The sequence below is a fragment of the Pseudomonas sp. TZ252 genome (assembly GCF_056110345.1).
In genome coordinates this window covers 5,505,874-5,521,185 of record NZ_CM148566.1, presented here as the reverse complement: position 1 = coordinate 5,521,185, position 15,312 = coordinate 5,505,874, and the positions used below count along the sequence as shown (strand labels likewise).

The 15,312-nt window shown below is 57.2% G+C and carries 14 protein-coding genes; 7 read left to right on the top strand and 7 right to left on the bottom strand.

Features of this window, described 5'->3' with window-relative positions:
* Positions 1-171 precede the first annotated feature (171 nt).
* Positions 172-1,413, top strand: coding sequence for a helix-turn-helix domain-containing protein (locus ACYAF3_RS25490; RefSeq protein ID WP_031756555.1), 1,242 nt, complete (start codon positions 172-174; stop codon positions 1,411-1,413).
* A gap of 489 nt (positions 1,414-1,902) precedes the next feature.
* Here ACYAF3_RS25490 and ACYAF3_RS25485 read toward each other — a convergent pair whose 3' ends face one another.
* From ACYAF3_RS25485 to ACYAF3_RS25455, 7 genes are all read right to left on the bottom strand, one after another.
* On the bottom strand, positions 1,903-2,550 hold the full coding sequence (locus tag ACYAF3_RS25485; RefSeq protein ID WP_023088818.1) for a DUF3218 family protein: 648 nt from the start codon (positions 2,548-2,550) through the stop codon (positions 1,903-1,905).
* A gap of 11 nt (positions 2,551-2,561) precedes the next feature.
* Positions 2,562-3,581 (bottom strand): pesticin C-terminus-like muramidase, encoded by a 1,020-nt coding sequence (locus tag ACYAF3_RS25480; protein WP_019485419.1) that lies wholly within the window; start codon positions 3,579-3,581, stop codon positions 2,562-2,564.
* 32 nt (positions 3,582-3,613) lie between these two features.
* The gene (locus ACYAF3_RS25475) at positions 3,614-4,342 is read right to left on the bottom strand and encodes a hypothetical protein (RefSeq protein WP_010895605.1); all 729 of its coding nucleotides are present in this window, start codon (positions 4,340-4,342) and stop codon (positions 3,614-3,616) included.
* Positions 4,343-4,590: 248 nt separating this feature from the next.
* Positions 4,591-5,007, bottom strand: coding sequence for a hypothetical protein (locus tag ACYAF3_RS25470; protein ID WP_003115932.1), 417 nt, complete (start codon positions 5,005-5,007; stop codon positions 4,591-4,593).
* A 43-nt stretch (positions 5,008-5,050) separates the two neighbouring features.
* A complete protein-coding gene (locus ACYAF3_RS25465; protein ID WP_003124674.1) occupies positions 5,051-5,551 on the bottom strand; it encodes a hypothetical protein in 501 nt (166 codons plus the stop codon).
* A 34-nt stretch (positions 5,552-5,585) separates the two neighbouring features.
* On the bottom strand, positions 5,586-6,563 hold the full coding sequence (gene vqsM / locus ACYAF3_RS25460) for an HTH-type transcriptional regulator VqsM (protein WP_003113714.1): 978 nt from the start codon (positions 6,561-6,563) through the stop codon (positions 5,586-5,588).
* A gap of 8 nt (positions 6,564-6,571) precedes the next feature.
* Positions 6,572-7,783 (bottom strand): serine hydrolase domain-containing protein, encoded by a 1,212-nt coding sequence (locus ACYAF3_RS25455; protein WP_003113715.1) that lies wholly within the window; start codon positions 7,781-7,783, stop codon positions 6,572-6,574.
* Positions 7,784-8,724: 941 nt separating this feature from the next.
* Between ACYAF3_RS25455 and ACYAF3_RS25450 the strand changes: the two genes are divergently transcribed.
* From ACYAF3_RS25450 to ACYAF3_RS25425, 6 genes are all read left to right on the top strand, one after another.
* A complete protein-coding gene (locus tag ACYAF3_RS25450) occupies positions 8,725-9,444 on the top strand; it encodes an MOSC domain-containing protein (protein WP_105579346.1) in 720 nt (239 codons plus the stop codon).
* 113 nt (positions 9,445-9,557) lie between these two features.
* Positions 9,558-10,154, top strand: a complete 597-nt coding sequence (locus tag ACYAF3_RS25445) for a transglycosylase SLT domain-containing protein (protein WP_003089218.1) — start codon at positions 9,558-9,560, stop codon at positions 10,152-10,154.
* A 532-nt stretch (positions 10,155-10,686) separates the two neighbouring features.
* Positions 10,687-12,123 carry an undecaprenyl-phosphate glucose phosphotransferase gene (locus tag ACYAF3_RS25440; RefSeq protein WP_009876423.1) on the top strand — a complete coding sequence of 479 codons (1,437 nt, stop codon included), beginning with the start codon at positions 10,687-10,689 and terminating at the stop codon, positions 12,121-12,123.
* Positions 12,123-13,589, top strand: a complete 1,467-nt coding sequence (locus ACYAF3_RS25435; RefSeq protein ID WP_003113717.1) for a mannose-1-phosphate guanylyltransferase/mannose-6-phosphate isomerase — start codon at positions 12,123-12,125, stop codon at positions 13,587-13,589. The genes ACYAF3_RS25440 and ACYAF3_RS25435 overlap by 1 nt, the downstream gene beginning before the upstream one ends.
* Positions 13,589-14,500 carry a glycosyltransferase family 2 protein gene (locus ACYAF3_RS25430; protein WP_003120154.1) on the top strand — a complete coding sequence of 304 codons (912 nt, stop codon included), beginning with the start codon at positions 13,589-13,591 and terminating at the stop codon, positions 14,498-14,500. The genes ACYAF3_RS25435 and ACYAF3_RS25430 overlap by 1 nt, the downstream gene beginning before the upstream one ends.
* Before the next feature lie 29 nt (positions 14,501-14,529).
* A complete protein-coding gene (locus tag ACYAF3_RS25425) occupies positions 14,530-15,300 on the top strand; it encodes a polysaccharide biosynthesis/export family protein (RefSeq protein ID WP_003089227.1) in 771 nt (256 codons plus the stop codon).
* The last annotated feature ends 12 nt before the right edge of the window (positions 15,301-15,312 follow it).

The following is a 15,312-nucleotide window of genomic DNA, read 5'->3' as shown; positions in this document are numbered from 1 at the left end:
CGACCACCGTACAGCACAGCGCCAGATCGGGCTTGACGCTTTAGGACTGAATCATCCTGGCTTCTAACATAGCATTTAATTTAACATAATATACATTATGCGAATCCATGGTGTTACGGCCAAATAGTAATGGCGTCTAGGGTTTCCCTCCTGCATCACAGGAGGCACGCCATGACTGCGGCAACTTGCGGATGGGTCACCATGAGCATGCGGGAGCTGGATCGCCTCAAGGTCATCGAGGCAATCATCGAGGGTCGGTTGAAACCTGCCGCTGCGGCGCAGCGTCTGCGCCTGACGACACGTCAGGTGCACCGGCTGGTTCTGCGTTATCGCGAGGACGGCCCAGCCGGCCTAACATCTCGTCGACGTGGTCAGCCGAGTAACCGGCAGTTGTCGCCAGGTCTGGAGAATCCCGCCATTAGCTTGATTCGACGGAACTATAGCGACTTTGGTCCAACTCTGGCCCAGGAAAAACTGGTCGAGTGCCACGGCCTTAAGCTGGCCAAAGAAACGGTACGACGGATCATGGTTGATGCCGGCATGTGGGTACCGCGCAAGCAACGGCCGCCCAAGGTCTATCAGCCACGCAACCGGCGCGCCTGTTGCGGCGAACTGATCCAGATCGATGATGGAAAGCCGCTGGCCTTCTACAGCGACAAAGCCAGCGTGTTCCGCAGTAACCACAAGGCGCCTCAGGGCGGCGACGGCTATACCCAGTTCGGCCGAGCGATGTACGAGTTGAACATCGAGAGCATTTGCGCCAACAGCAGCCAGGCCAAAGGTCGTGTGGAGCGTGCGAACCTCACTCTGCAGGATCGCCTGGTCAAGGAGCTGCGGCTTCGCGGAATCAGCAACATGCCCGACGCCAATGCCTTTGCAGCCCACTTTATGGCCAGCTACAACGCGCGTTTTGCCAAGCCGCCGCGCTCTGAGCATGACTGCCATCGCCCGCTGCACAGTGATGAAGATTTGGATCTGATCTTCGCCTGGCGAGAAGCGCGGCGAGTTTCGCAGCGGTTGACCGTGCAGTACGACAAGGTGCTGTATCTGCTAGCGGACACTCCGCAGTCCCGTCGCCTGGCGGGTGATCATGTCGAGATCTACCACTACCCGGATGGCCGCATCGAGCCCAGGGTGGACGGCACCGCCCTCCCCTTTACCACCTACGACAAACTCTGCGAGATAGACCAGGGTGCCATCGTCGAGAACAAGCGCTTGGGTCATGTGCTGCAAGTCGCCCAGCTCGTCCAAGCGCAGCGCGACAGTCGGCGCTCGCAATCGGTACCGGGAAATCCGCGGCAGTCAACGCAAGGCAAGATGCTGTCGAAGAAGGCGCAGCGAGAACTGATGCCGGAAGATATCGCCGCTGCCCTGGATAACACGCCACCATCGAGGCGAAGTCGCCATGCGTGAGTCAATCAGCGCCGAGGCACTGAAGATACTAGTGGTTGCCGGAGCTGCGCGGGACTTACGTGCTATTCCTGCGCCTTCCGGCCACGGTTGGCAGCTCCAAGTGCGCTACAGTCCCGACGGTCAATATTACCCGCTACGTTCTCGACGTGAACTTGTGCGCGTATTTGGATCACTGGACTCGCTTAATCGGTACGCAAATCGTTTGGGCATCCACACGTATAGCGTGGAGTTATAACTGTGACACGAATTTCCCCATGTGGGGAGTCGACAGGTTTCTAGAAAAATAGTTCGATAAGTGTAGCGACTTTCGTTTGCAAACCGCTACAAATAGCGCTGCGGGCCAACCAGCTGAGTTTTTCCAACACCTGACAGTGTGGAATAACGCTTCTCCGAGTTCCGGAATTAAGGACGATGGTATCCACATATTATTTAGCGGGCGTGATAATTTTTTATCTGGCCCTCTTTATCGAAGGAGAGGGCCAGATAACACTAGATCGCTGCGAAATAGGCCAGCAGCAAGGCTACTGCGGTCGTATAGCGGAGACCCGATTTGATCGTATTGAATACGTCGCTGAAGTTGGGAGCGTCCAGACGTAAACCAACACCAGGTCCGACTAACGCTTTGATATCCTCAGGGAGCGTCATTGCCTGCCAAGTACCAGGAGTCAGTGTCCTCAGATTCACACCGTAGGTAACCAGTAGTCCGGATTCCTGCGAAATGCCTCCGGATGCATCCGTAGAGAAACCAACGTCGGTTGGATAGACGTTCGGACTGCCCTTGAAGCGGTCAAGATATCCACTGCCGAAACGGGCTTTTATTCGATCAAGATTCTGCGCCATGGAGGTGAGCAAAGGAAGTATCTCAACGTTGCAAACACGTTCCTTTTCATTAACCATCCTGAAACCAATGGTTACGCCGTTGGCTATTTCCTGGGCAAGCAACGTCGAGTATTGCTGGTCCGCTTTGCTGATGTCTCCGCCCGGAATGAATTCCGGGTGTAGCCTCAGCGGAATGTCCCATGCCTCTATAGTCTGTGCTTCGGGGAAGACAAAGCCAGGATTGCATTGACGGGCAAAACCCTTATAGATATTAGCCAGGGATTGACCAGGATTCTGGTAGATATTGATCTCGGCCATCGTCGCCACCTCTAGAGTCCCAGGGATCGTTGGAGATAGTCCGCGCGATTGTTCAATCGCCTGGCTATGCCATCGCTCGGATCGGTACTGTTGGGAGTACCATTCCAGTTCCTCAACTCCCTAATGGCGGCTGGCCAGTCGCTCTGGGAAATAGCAGTCTCAAAGTTTGGGAACGAGGAATACTCACCATAGTGGTAATACAGGTCTGTCACTATGGTTTTGACCGCCGGAGGTAAGGTGCTCCACTGCTGGAACTTCACCTTCATCCGATCAGTGACCTTGATCATCTTGGCGGTAAAGAGGGACAGCCCGTCTTCATCTGTGAGTACCGGGATGAGTTGGGCTAATGCCTGGAAGGTCGCGGTGTTCGCTCCTTTCAAGCCGAGGGCGGGGCGAATTTTTTTGCGCGTGGATTCAGCAATGTTCAGAGCCTGAATGCCGGATTCATCGTGCTGGCCGACATCGAAGCCATAGCCAATCGTTACACCTGATTCACCGTTGGGGTCAGAGGTCGGAATAGTAGCTCTGTTGCCTCGCCCACCAGGAGGAAGCTCATGACGGGCGGTGAAATCGATATTAATACCCATTTCAATCAGATAGGAAATATTGGACTGGAGGCGGCTGACCTTATCGGCTTTGTCACCATCGATGCGGTCTTGGATAAAGGTATTGATCTGCTGGTTCAATTGCACCTGGAGGTCGCTCACCGAAATACTGTTGGCTCCTCCGGTTTCGGCGACCGTACGAATAGTGACCTCATGAACCTTGAAGTAGTCGTCGAAGACTAGAACGGGCCGCCCGGCAGTCTGGCTTATGACCTGCGTCAGTTGCCCCGTCAACCCACCTTGTGCTGAGTAGCTGGGGGATGACAGCCAGTCGGTATAGAGGTCAGGAATTCCGTGAGTAATTCGGATAGGCTCTGGTTCCGCTGCGAGCAGAACACGCTGTGCCTCCTCTCGTTCTGGATTTTCTAGGTAATTGTATAGCCGCTCCAGATTGCGCTGAAGGGTCTGATCCAATTCTCTATCCACCTTAGTCTCCTCTGCTTAGTGAAGCCAATTTGTTATTTCATTGACTGTTCGCACTCGCTTTCTAGACGATTGAACTCAGTAGAATACTTATCATATTCATTTTGCATTTTTTCCGGCAAATACTCTCGCTTCAGGTCTCTGAAGAAGCTGCCCTTCTCTAGTATCTTCTTGCATTGGTGGTTTTTGGCAGACAAGGAGAGATGTGCCGTATGAAAAACACGAGAGAGATAACCAAAACCTTCAAACATATCCCTACACTCTGTTATCAGTTTTCGAGAAATCCAGTAGGCCTTCTCTGTCTCGTTATTCTTCAGTGCTTTCTTCACTTGCTTGTCGTTGAATCTTATAGAGGCGGGCTCGCAGATTGGGGAAGGCTTCCAATACGTACCAGTAAAACCTGCTGCCGCCCCGCAGAAGCCCTGACAGTCCCTGCTTGCGGCTCCTTTCTCTATGGTAATTCTGTCATCATTCAGTTTGAAAACGACATCGCACGACATATCGCCGATGCCACGGACGTCGACCTGCACATGACCTGACTCTATAGTTCCATTCAATCCGCAAGCATGTGCATTGTGTCCAGTGCTTCGTATCCGAAACTTTTGAAGTCCTTCGAATAACGGAGATATCGTCAGCAGCCCACTATTTCCAGTCCTATAGTAATCCCCAGGAGGGAAGTAGCTCTTTGGTTCTTCAGCGACACAAAGAGTGATATTGTAGTAAAGGGTGAGTATGGCAAAAATGCTAATGCTTTTGAGCTTCATGTTTATGCCCTGCATGAAAGCAGCTAGGTGGGGCGCTGGGTGATCCCATATAGGATGGTTTTTTTGCTGGTCAGATCGACTGATCTATAAGTTCCGTCGAGCAGGCTAGTCCGCCCAAAAAACACAAGCAGACTTGTAAGAGTCATTCTGTTTTACCAGCACTTCATGTTCAACATCACTAAAGTTTAGACGTCATTGAGCATGAGCTGGAAAAAGTTGCGGCAACGACCCTAGACGCTGAACGCTGCTCACCTGAGGCGTTCCACTTCCTTGCGAAACATCACTCTCTGCTTGAAGCTGAAACCTCCGCCACCATCCAGCAGCGCCGGCGGAGCAACCGGTAGATCGGGCTCGCGGCAGGTGGCTATCACGCGCTTGGCGAAGACTTCATCGAGCGTACTGCGGCTCTTATCATTCCCCGCGCCGTACTGTACCCGGCAACTGCTTATGCGCCCCGACGAGCTTGCGAAGCGGAAAAACACCATAACATCGGCCTCGGGGATCTCATCTCCCGGTGCGAACAGCGGGTAACGAAGCCTCTTGGCGAATTCCTGGCGGAATTCCTGGATAAAAATGGCCTCTTGCTCTGCTCGCTCCTGCAAAGTGACTGAATGGGAGCAGCCGCCGATCAGACTCAGCAATACCAATAGGCAAACTATCCTCAACGCTCTTCCTCCTTGAAAAAGAGGCAGTCTTTTATTTTAGTATCTAAAAATGACTCTTGACGTCTAAGCCAAGAACTGCAAGAGCTTCCAGCGCCAGGTTTTGACCTTCTGCAATACCCGAATTATGTGCAAACTCGACAAGTCGCTCGATTACTCTGACGCCACCCTGATCTGGCTCGACAAATTCCGATATATTATCCATAGCAACTGAGGCGTCCCACGCAGCCTGACTAAGCAGCTCTTTATACAATGCATCAGCGCTAGATATATTACGAATATTTGCGAGATTAAGCCTGATTCGATCCAAGGCTTCGTGCGCAATCTGAAGTAGCAGATATGGAAATGGATTCTTTTGAGTTCGACGCTTCCTGCATGAGTCGCTAATTAGTCCAGCAAGCATTGCTGATCCTTCGGCCTCAATGCGAAGGGAATCATCAGCAATCGAGATTGTCCGCGCCTTCGCAATATAGCCCAAAACGTAAGCATCGAACTGAGTCTCGGCAATCATAGACAGAATCTGATTATTACGATTATTGAAATTCATAAGATGCTCCTTGCCCAATCTCAAACTAGATAGATCAGTGGAAACTGTTTCTGAATTCTGTAGTAGACTGCCCGGTCCAACGTCTGAATGCATGTCTAAAACTCGCTGTTTCCGAGTACCCCAGAATATCGCTAATACGATCAACTGGTATCGATGAATTCAGTAGCAGTGCAATTGCTCGTTCTTTGCGGGCCTTATCTACAATCTGGCGATAAGTGCAGCCCTCGTCCGCCAAGCGACGTCTTACCGTCCGCTCATTCATGCGTAAATACTTTGCGGTAGTCACCAAGCTAGGGTATTGATCTGGTATGGAATCAAGGAATAACTCGATTCGCTGACGGAGCCCTCCCATCTCTACTTCCAACAGAGCATTGAAACTCTCACCTGCCATAGTCAGGGCCGACTGAAATACCGCCGGATTGGCAGTCGCCAGTGTTCTATTCAACTGATGAGCTGGAAAGCTAAATATTATGTCATTTCCTTCATGCTTCACAGGCAAAGAAAAGAAACCTTCATATATTGTTTTATCTGCGCCGTGCACAGGCACTGTCAATGCAGAGATGGGAAAGTCATTACCTAACAGATCCATAATGAGCTTGTAGGTTGCAGAGGCTATAACATTTACATGAAACTGACGGGATGCGTCATTCCACTCTGGCTTAAAGTTAACTGAAATATGGATTTCTACTTCGTAATTCTCCCTAGGCTTGACGCCAACATTAGCTATATCACGATTGAACAACTTGACATAGGCCCTGATGACTTTCAAAATATCACCTACGTTCTCGGCACATAGCAACGCCAATCCTATCACGCCATAATCAGATATATGGTAATAAGTTCCAAGATTCAGTCCTTCTTTTCCTGAATACCCCTTGCTGACTATCCAGTTGTAAAGTGCGTCACTTCTTGACTCTTGTTCTGCCGCAAAGGGTGGTATTGCGATATCACGATCACGAAGATAGTTCTGCAGAGGGCGCCATTCAAAATCAAATATGTGTTCGGTCACCATGTCTATATTCACCTCACCCCTACTGTTCTTGATATAGCCCTGAACGCTGCAAGTGCCTCATGCTCCATACGGATGCCGTCAACGTTGTAGTCGACATACGCGGAGGTCTTTGCAATCACCACACGCCTAAGTGGATTTACATAAATAAACTGCCCGTACACTCCGATAGCCAAGAACTCCCCTTCTTTGCCTTCTGGAATCCACCACTGGTAACCATACCCAAGATTTGGCTCACCATCCTCTATGTAACGTCCAGGACGCAAGTGAGCACTCCGAGGTTTGGTTGATGCCTTGACCCACTCAGCACTTACAATTTGACTTCCAGTCAGGCTGCGACCGCCATGAAGAAATAATAGACCAATGCGTGCAAAGTCTCTTAGGCAAAGGTTCACCCCACCGAATGCTAGCTCTGTGCCCCGATCGTCTGTTAACCAAGCACCTTCACATTCGGCACCCAGTTGGGGCCAAAGTCTTTGATTCATAAACTGTGAGGGGCCCATACCAGTCGCGCCCAATAAGACCATACCAAGCACCTGGGTATCTACGCTAACGTAGTGGTGCACTCTCCCCGGGGCATCTTCTCTTCTCAATGAACTCACTTTTTCATTTACTGATCCGCCAAGCGCTATAGTCCTACCTAGCTGGTTGATATCGGAGTCCGAATTCCCGTAGTCCTCACTGAAAGCTATTCCTGATGACATCTCAAGCACATCTCTCAAAGAAACACCCGCATATCCGCCAGCAGAAAGCTGTGGGGCGTACAGGTTCACAGGATCTAGCAGACTGTGTATTGATCCTTCATCAACTGCCATTCCAATCAAGAGGGACATTAGTGATTTGCTTAGCGACCAGCCAATAGCAAGGCTTTTCGCACTATTGCCCAGGTAGTATTCCTCAAAGGCAATGCGATCGTCACTGAGAACTATAAGGCCGGTGGTATTGCTGCTCGCCAACCAGTCTTTAAAGCCAATCTCGTGACCTTGAAAGCTAAATGAGCCAGGCATATCCCTGAGGTTTTTTTCAAAAAAATGAGCCGCTCCGCTCTTCTTTATTGGGACCGAGTTAAACAGTCTCGGCATTGCTCGAAAATTTTCAGCAATTTTCCCCGAGTCAAACAAAGTGTAAAAATTCCACACTCTCACACCTGCACTACCAATGCAGGCGATGCTAAAAAAGATGAGAATCATTGAGAGGAAAATAGCATTTCTCTTATTTATCATTCTTGTCGATCTCTCAGTTTGTGCTAGCTCGTCTCGACCCAGCTAACAGCCAGTGACTATCCGGTAGTGGAGCAAGGTTAAGTCCTTAAGGACTTTTCTCTTAAAGGTGAAGATCAAGGCATTTCACCATCTACTGATATTTAATTTTAACTCGCTTAACACTACTCCGCACGCATGCCATGCACTACTATTATCTGAGTCGCGAAGGTATCCGCCTCCCTTGGACTATGCTTTCAATTTAGCAACACGAAACACTGCAGCATGATCGATATCGCCCTTGGATGAATCGGCAGACTCATCAATAGACGCCCGCAATAAACAAGACCCAACATCGCCGCATATCCCGGAGGATCAGCAACAGGATAGATTCAGTCTTTTTCATTATTTCCATCCGCCGCCTCATGCGTACTACTAGCCCGAAAGCTGATAAAACCAGTATGAAGCATCTTTTTGCTAGAGTATCTTCGGACAAATGCCGGATATTTTCGGACACCCTCTTCGGCAGGTCCTTAGCGGCACCATGTCTTATCTGCGCTTTTATTTCATTAAACACCCCATGGAGAGTACTAATGACTTGTCGTCCAGATTGTAACTATCGTAGATGAGTCGACTAGAGGTATTCGCTACAATTTATAGATTCGAAAATCCATTTCATGCTTGGAGATATCGATTTAACACTTATCTTGTGTTACTTCTGCGCTAGGTTCCGTACGCAAAGTAATGTCGTAAGCACCGTAGCGTGCAAGCCAGCGTGACCATTACGCCAAGATTCTTGACGAGCTTCAGAATCCCACGGCCAGCTCAGCTAGGTCCTGGGGTCTCCCCGCCCACCGAGGTTATCGACGCATCCGGAGGGTCTGGCGGCTTGACAGCGGGCGAAGGCTTGGCGGACTCTATATTGTGTTTAGTCGATACCATCTTGCATCTTAGAGAACCCTCCCATGCCCCTGCCTGCCCTACCCCTGGATGCCCTTCTCACCGGCCGCGCCCGGCCCTTCACCCGCCCCGGCTCGCGCAGCGGCATCGCCAAGTCTCCGCGCGACGGTGCGCTCAGGGTCACCCCCGTCGGCCTGGAAGGCGACGAACAGGGCGACCTGCGCGTCCATGGCGGCGTCGAGAAGGCGATCCACCATTATCCGCGCGAACACTACGCCGCCTGGATCGCCGAACTGGGCGAACATCCCCTGCTGATGCAGGCGGGCGCCTTCGGCGAGAACTTCAGCACCAGCGGCTGGAGCGAAGCCGACGTCTGCCTCGGCGACCGCGTGCGGGCCGGGACCGCGCTGCTGGAAGTTTCCCAGGGGCGCATGCCCTGCTGGAAGCTCAACGACCGCTTCGAGGTCGCCGGGATGTCCCTGAGGGTGCAGGAGTCCGGGCGCACCGGCTGGTACTACCGGGTGCTGGAGGAAGGCGTGGTGGCGGCTGGCGATATCCTGCAACTGGTCGAACGGCGCCATCCGGACTGGTCGTTGTTGCGCCTGTCCGAGGTGCTGTTCGACAGGCGAGCCGACGCCGAGCTGCTGCGCCAGTGCCTGGCGCTGCCGCTGACGCCATCCTGGCAGCGCACCCTGGAGCGGCGCCTGGAAAAAGGCCAGGTCGAGGACTGGGGGCCGCGCCTGGAGGGAGCCCCCAGCCAGGCCGAGACGCCCAGGCTGACCTGAGGAAGCGCCGATGCCCGCAGGCAGCGAATCGGCCTGGGGATGCATGGAGTGCCGGAAAGCGGGTATAAAGCGCCAGCGTTAAGCGACCCAGACGTCTGCCAAAGGACCCCTTCATGCTGCGGCTCTCGATGCCGGCCCTGCTCCTGGCTCTTGCCGGCTGCGCCACCAAGCCCCCCGCCAATCCCGATAACCTCTGCGAGATCTTCCGCGAAAAACCGAAATGGCACGAGGCGGCGCTGAAGATGCAGCAGCGCTGGGGCGCGCCGGTCCAGGTGCCGATGGCGATGATGTACCAGGAATCGTCCTTCAAGCACGACGCCCTGCCGCCGCGCTACTACTTCCTCGGTTTCATCCCCTGGGGCCGGGTCAGCTCCGCCTACGGCTACGCCCAGGCCAAGGACGAGACCTGGGCCGACTACAAACGCGAGGCCGGCGGCTGGGGCGCCAGCCGCGACGACTTCGCCGACGCCCTGGACTTCATGGGCTGGTACATCCAGAAGAGCCAGCGGGTCAACGGCGTCTCCAAGTGGGACGCCTACGGCCAGTACCTGAACTACCACGAGGGCTGGGGCGGCTACCGCAACCGCAGCTACGACGCCAAGCCATGGCTGAAGAACGTCTCGCAGAAGGTCCAGTCCCGCGCCTCGCTGTTCGGCGCCCAGTACCGCAGTTGCCAGCAGGAGCTGTCGCGCGGCGGCTGGTTCTGGTAGAGCCGTCCGCGCACGCCGCGGGCCCGAACCTATTCCGCCTTCGACGAGGGCAACGGACAACGTCCGCCAAGCCCCCCAGGTCGGACCGGCACGCTCGAACGGCCAACCTGCGTCATGGAACCGCAGGCGCATCCTGCCCAGGCAGCCCGCAGCGCCAGTGGACAGGCGGGTCTTCGAACCGGCGGCTAGCCACCTGACCGAGCGGCCTGCCCTCACCTTTCACCCCGTTTCGCTTCCCAGGCCAGAGCGCTCGCGGATTGGCGGCGTCAGATTTCCTCGTCTACTGTTTGGATAAAAGTTTGGCGCCAGAAATACGTCAATAAATTGACTAAAAAAACTTACCCAGACTACGGATATTTCCCTGGGAATGCTAAGATAGCTATCACAAAGCCACTATCGACGAATGAACCTATTCGACGGGAAAATGACTAAACCGCGTGGCAAATGAAAAATAGTCACTAAATTGACGCTTCACCGCCTTGCTCTTCCCTATCCACTCAATGGACTGCCCGTGATCGGCAGAGCAAACAACATGCATTCGAAGTCGGTAGAAAGCCTGTCGCTGACACGGGCTGGATTCATCGAGTACTTCCTGGTCGCGACCAAACTGGTACACGCGCTCACCGCCATCGCCCCGGCGCTGTTCCTGCTGTACTACCCCGGCCTGGTTCCCGTGGAGCTGCGCAGCAACATGCTCGGGCTGCTGCTGTTCTTCGGCGCGCTCACGGTGATTATGTTCCAGGCACTGGACGTCTACTCCGACGATATCTTCAGCAACCGCCTGCGCTTCCGCATCATGTTCTTCGCCTGGGCCTCGGCGTTCTGCCTGCTGTTGTTCATGTACCAGGGCCTGGGCCTGTTTCCCTACCTCAGCAGCAAGCTGGTGATCTTCTGGTTCACCGGCAGCCTGCTGCTGTTCGGCGTGCAGCGCCTGCTGGTGCTGCGCCTGTACCGGGCCTGGATGAAACGCGGCATGTACCTGCAACGGACGGTGATCCTCGGCTTCACCGAGAGCGGCATGCACCTGGCCGAATACCTGGTACGCAACCACGACATCCGCTCCGGCATCATCGGCTTCATCGACGACCGCTCCGAGCGGGTCCCGGAGAACTACAACTCGCTGCCGCTGCTGGGCAACACCAAGGACCTGGAGAAGCTGATCCGCCAGGAACAGGTCGACCAGGTGCTGGTCGCCCTGCCCTGGTTCGCCGAGGGGCGCATCGGCGCCATCGTCCATCGCCTGCGGCAATTGCCGGTGAACGTCCTGCTGGTGCCGGACATGGCTGCCTTCCGGCATGCCCACAACCGCATCGTCGATGTCTCCGGGATCCCCATGTTCAACGCGTCCGAGCTGCCGCTGCGCGGCTGGTCGCCGCTGATCAAGCGCTGCGAGGACCTGGTCCTGGCGAGCATCGCGCTGGTCCTCTTCGCCCCGCTGATGGCCCTGGTGGCCCTGGCGATCAGGCTCGACTCCAAGGGGCCGGTGCTGTTCCGGCAGAAACGCTACGGCTACAACAACCGGCTGATCTGGGTCTTCAAGTTCCGCTCGATGTACACGGAAAGGACCGACGCCAACGCCGAACGCCAGACCACCCGCGACGACGACCGCATCACCCGGGTCGGCCGCTTCATCCGCAAGACCAGCATCGACGAGCTGCCGCAGCTGTTCAACGTGCTCGCCGGCAGCATGTCGATGGTCGGCCCGCGCCCCCACGCCACCGCGACCAAGGCCGCCGGCATTCCCTTCGAGGAGGCGGTCAGCGAATACAGCTCGCGCCACCGGGTCAAGCCCGGCATCACCGGCTGGGCGCAGATCAACGGCTACCGCGGTGAGACCGACACCCTGCACAAGATCAAGAAACGCGTGGAATACGACCTCGAATACATCGCCAAGTGGTCGGTGTGGTTCGACCTCTACATCCTGTTCCGTACGGTGCCAGCCGTACTCCTGACCAAGGAAGTCTACTGATGAACGCCGTCGCCCCGCTGATCCCCTGCATCGTTTCCGGCGGTTCCGGGACCCGCCTGTGGCCGGTTTCCCGGGAGAGCATGCCGAAACCCTTCATGCGCCTGGCCGATGACCAGAGCCTGTTGCAGAAGACCTTCCTGCGTATCGCCGGGCTGCCGGACGTCGCCCGCCTGCTCACGGTGACCAACCGCGACCTGCTGTTCCGCACCCTGGACGACTACCGCGCGGTCAACCGCAGCGGCCTGGCCCAGGACCTGCTGCTGGAGCCGGTGGGACGCAATACCGCGCCGGCCATCGCCGCCGCCGCGCTGCATGTGCAGGAGCACTTCGGCGACCAGGCGCAGTTGCTGATCCTTCCCGCCGACCACCTGATCCGCGACGAGCAGGCCTTCGCCGCGGCGGTGGCCGAGGCTCGCGGACTCGCGGCCCAAGGCTACCTGGTGACCTTCGGCATCACCCCGGAGCGCGCCGAGACCGGCTTCGGCTATATCGAACAGGGCGCCCCGCTGGGCAACGGCTTCCGGGTCGCACGCTTCGTCGAGAAACCCGACCAGGCCACCGCCCAGTCCTACCTGGACAGCGGCAAGTACCTGTGGAACGCCGGCATGTTCTGCTTCCAGGCCGCCACCGTGTTGCAGGAACTGGAGCGCCACGCGCCGGAGGTGCTGATCGCCGCCCGCGCCGCCCTGGCCGACGGCAGCAGCCTGGAGAACGGCCAGTGCCGCCAGCGCGAGCTGGCCGCCGGGGCCTTCGCCGAGGCGCCGGACATCTCCGTCGACTACGCGCTGATGGAGCGCTCGGACAAGGTCGCCGTGGTGCCCTGCTCCATCGGCTGGAGCGACATCGGCTCCTGGCAGGCGCTGCGCGAACTCAGCGCGGCGGACGAGAACGGCAACCAGGTACGCGGCGAAAGCGTGCTGCACGACGTCAGCAACTGCTACATCGATTCGCCGAAGCGCCTGGTCGGCGCCGTCGGCGTGCACGACCTGATCATCGTCGACACCCCCGACGCCCTGCTGGTGGCCGACGCGGCGCGCAGCCAGGACGTCAAGTTCGTCGCCCAGGAACTCAAGCGTCGCGGCCACGACGCCTTCCGCCTGCACCGCACGGTCAGCCGGCCCTGGGGCACCTACACCGTGCTCGAGGAAGGCCGCCGCTTCAAGATCAAGCGCATCGTGGTGCGCCCCAAGGCTTCGCTGTCGTTGCAGATGCACCACCATCGCAGCGAGCACTGGATCGTGGTCAGCGGCATGGCGCTGGTGGAGAACGGCGAGCGCGAGTTTCTCCTCAACACCAACGAATCCACCTTCATCCCCGCCGGGCATAGCCACCGCCTGAGCAACCCAGGGATCATCGACCTGGTGATGATCGAGGTACAGAGCGGCGAGTACCTCGGCGAGGACGACATCGTCCGCTTCAACGACATCTACGGTCGCGCCCCCGCCAGCGACGAGAAGAAAGCCTGATGCGCTGCGCCCTGGTCATTCCCACGCGCAACGCCGGCGCGCACCTGGACCGGCTGCTGCCGGCCCTGGTCGCGCAACGGCGGCAGCCGGACAGCATCCTGGTGGTGGACAGCCGCTCCAGCGACGACACGGTGGAGCGCTTCCGCGCCTTCGGCGCGCGGGTCGAGGTCATCGAGCCGGCCAGCTTCAACCACGGCGGAACGCGGCGCTGGGCCAGCCAGCAGGTCGAGGCCGACGCGCTGATCTACCTGACCCAGGACGCCATTCCCGCCTCGCCCGACAGTTTCGCCAACCTGCTCGACGAACTCTATGCCGAGGCCGACATCGGCGTGGCCTACGGCCGCCAGTTGCCGCACCCCGGCGCCGGCCTGCTCGGCGCCCAGGCGCGGCGCTTCAACTACCCGCCGGAAAGCCGCAGCAAGCGCCTGGCCGACGCCTCGGAACTGGGGATCAAGACCTGCTTCAGTTCCGACTCGTTCTCCGCCTACCGCAGCGACGCCCTGGCGGCCGTCGGCGGCTTCCCCGAAGACGTCATCGGCAGCGAGGACGCCTACGTCGCCGCGCGCCTGCTGCAGGCCGGCTACGCGGTGCGCTACGCGGCCAGCGCCGAGGTCTACCATTCCCACGATTACCGCTTGCTGGAAGAGTTCCGCCGCTATTTCGACATCGGCGTGTTCTACGGCCGCGAGCGTTGGATACGTGCCGCCTTCGGCGGCGCGGGTGGCGAGGGCAAGCGCTATGTCCTCGCCGAGATACAGGCCTTGCGTGCCGCCGGTGCCCTGTATCGCGTACCTGAAATAGCGCTGCGTAGCGCGTTCAAGCTGCTCGGCTACCGCCTTGGCCAGCTGGAACGCCACCTGCCGGTCGCCCTCAAGCGCCGCATCAGCATGTTTCCAGGCTACTGGAAGTGAACATCATGACCTACAGGAAGTGCTCCCTCATGAAACGCACCCTCCTCATGCTCGCCATGCTCGCCCTGGCCGCATGCAACACCCCCGCACGGATTCCCGCACCGGACAGCGACACCGTGGACAGCGGCAAGCGTGCCCTGGAAGAACTCGCCAGGCTACCGCCGGCGATGGAGCGGGTGCGCGTCGGGGACACCCTGCGGATCGTCCGCGATGCCGGGGAGATGCCGACCCTCTCGGCGTTCAACGTCGCCACCATCTATGAACTGACGCTGTACACCGTGCTCAACGACGGCAGCATCTACTATCCGTTCATCGGTCGCATCCAGGCCGCGCACCGCACGCCGCAGGAAATCGCCAACGAGCTGACCACCAAGCTCGCGCCGATCTACCGCGAGCCGCGGGTCACGGTGAACATCAACCAGGCGCCGGGCAATACGGTGTTCGTCGGCGGCGCGGTGCGCAACCCGTCGGCCGTGCCGATCCCCGCCGCCAACAACATGGAGCAGGCGATCCTCGGCGCCGGCGGCATCCTGCCGGTGGGCGACGCCCGCCGCGTGGCGCTCATGCGCGAGGACTCGGAAGGCCGCTATCACGCCTACTTCCTCGACTTCAGCCAGTTGATGAAGATCGGGCCGGAAGGCCGCAAGCCCCTGGCCATGCAGCGTGGCGACATCGTCTTCGTGCCCAAGTCGATGGTCGGCGACCGTATCGAGGGCGTCGACGTCTACCTGAACCAGTTGCTGCCCTTCGCCAAGTCCATCGGCGTCGGCGTCAGCTACACCGTCAACAATGATCGCTGAGGAGCGACATCG

Bases quoted from the DNA above. Each gene is read 5' to 3' on its own strand.
- ACYAF3_RS25490 (WP_031756555.1), top strand. From the start codon at position 172: ATGACTGCGGCAACTTGCGGATGGGTCACCATGAGCATGCGGGAGCTG.
- ACYAF3_RS25485 (WP_023088818.1), bottom strand. From the start codon at position 2,550: ATGGCCGAGATCAATATCTACCAGAATCCTGGTCAATCCCTGGCTAAT.
- ACYAF3_RS25475 (WP_010895605.1), bottom strand. From the start codon at position 4,342: ATGAAGCTCAAAAGCATTAGCATTTTTGCCATACTCACCCTTTACTAC.
- ACYAF3_RS25465 (WP_003124674.1), bottom strand. From the start codon at position 5,551: ATGAATTTCAATAATCGTAATAATCAGATTCTGTCTATGATTGCCGAG.
- vqsM (WP_003113714.1), bottom strand. From the start codon at position 6,563: ATGGTGACCGAACACATATTTGATTTTGAATGGCGCCCTCTGCAGAAC.
- ACYAF3_RS25455 (WP_003113715.1), bottom strand. From the start codon at position 7,783: ATGATAAATAAGAGAAATGCTATTTTCCTCTCAATGATTCTCATCTTT.
- ACYAF3_RS25450 (WP_105579346.1), top strand. From the start codon at position 8,725: ATGCCCCTGCCTGCCCTACCCCTGGATGCCCTTCTCACCGGCCGCGCC.
- ACYAF3_RS25445 (WP_003089218.1), top strand. From the start codon at position 9,558: ATGCTGCGGCTCTCGATGCCGGCCCTGCTCCTGGCTCTTGCCGGCTGC.
- ACYAF3_RS25440 (WP_009876423.1), top strand. From the start codon at position 10,687: ATGCATTCGAAGTCGGTAGAAAGCCTGTCGCTGACACGGGCTGGATTC.
- ACYAF3_RS25435 (WP_003113717.1), top strand. From the start codon at position 12,123: ATGAACGCCGTCGCCCCGCTGATCCCCTGCATCGTTTCCGGCGGTTCC.
- ACYAF3_RS25430 (WP_003120154.1), top strand. From the start codon at position 13,589: ATGCGCTGCGCCCTGGTCATTCCCACGCGCAACGCCGGCGCGCACCTG.
- ACYAF3_RS25425 (WP_003089227.1), top strand. From the start codon at position 14,530: ATGAAACGCACCCTCCTCATGCTCGCCATGCTCGCCCTGGCCGCATGC.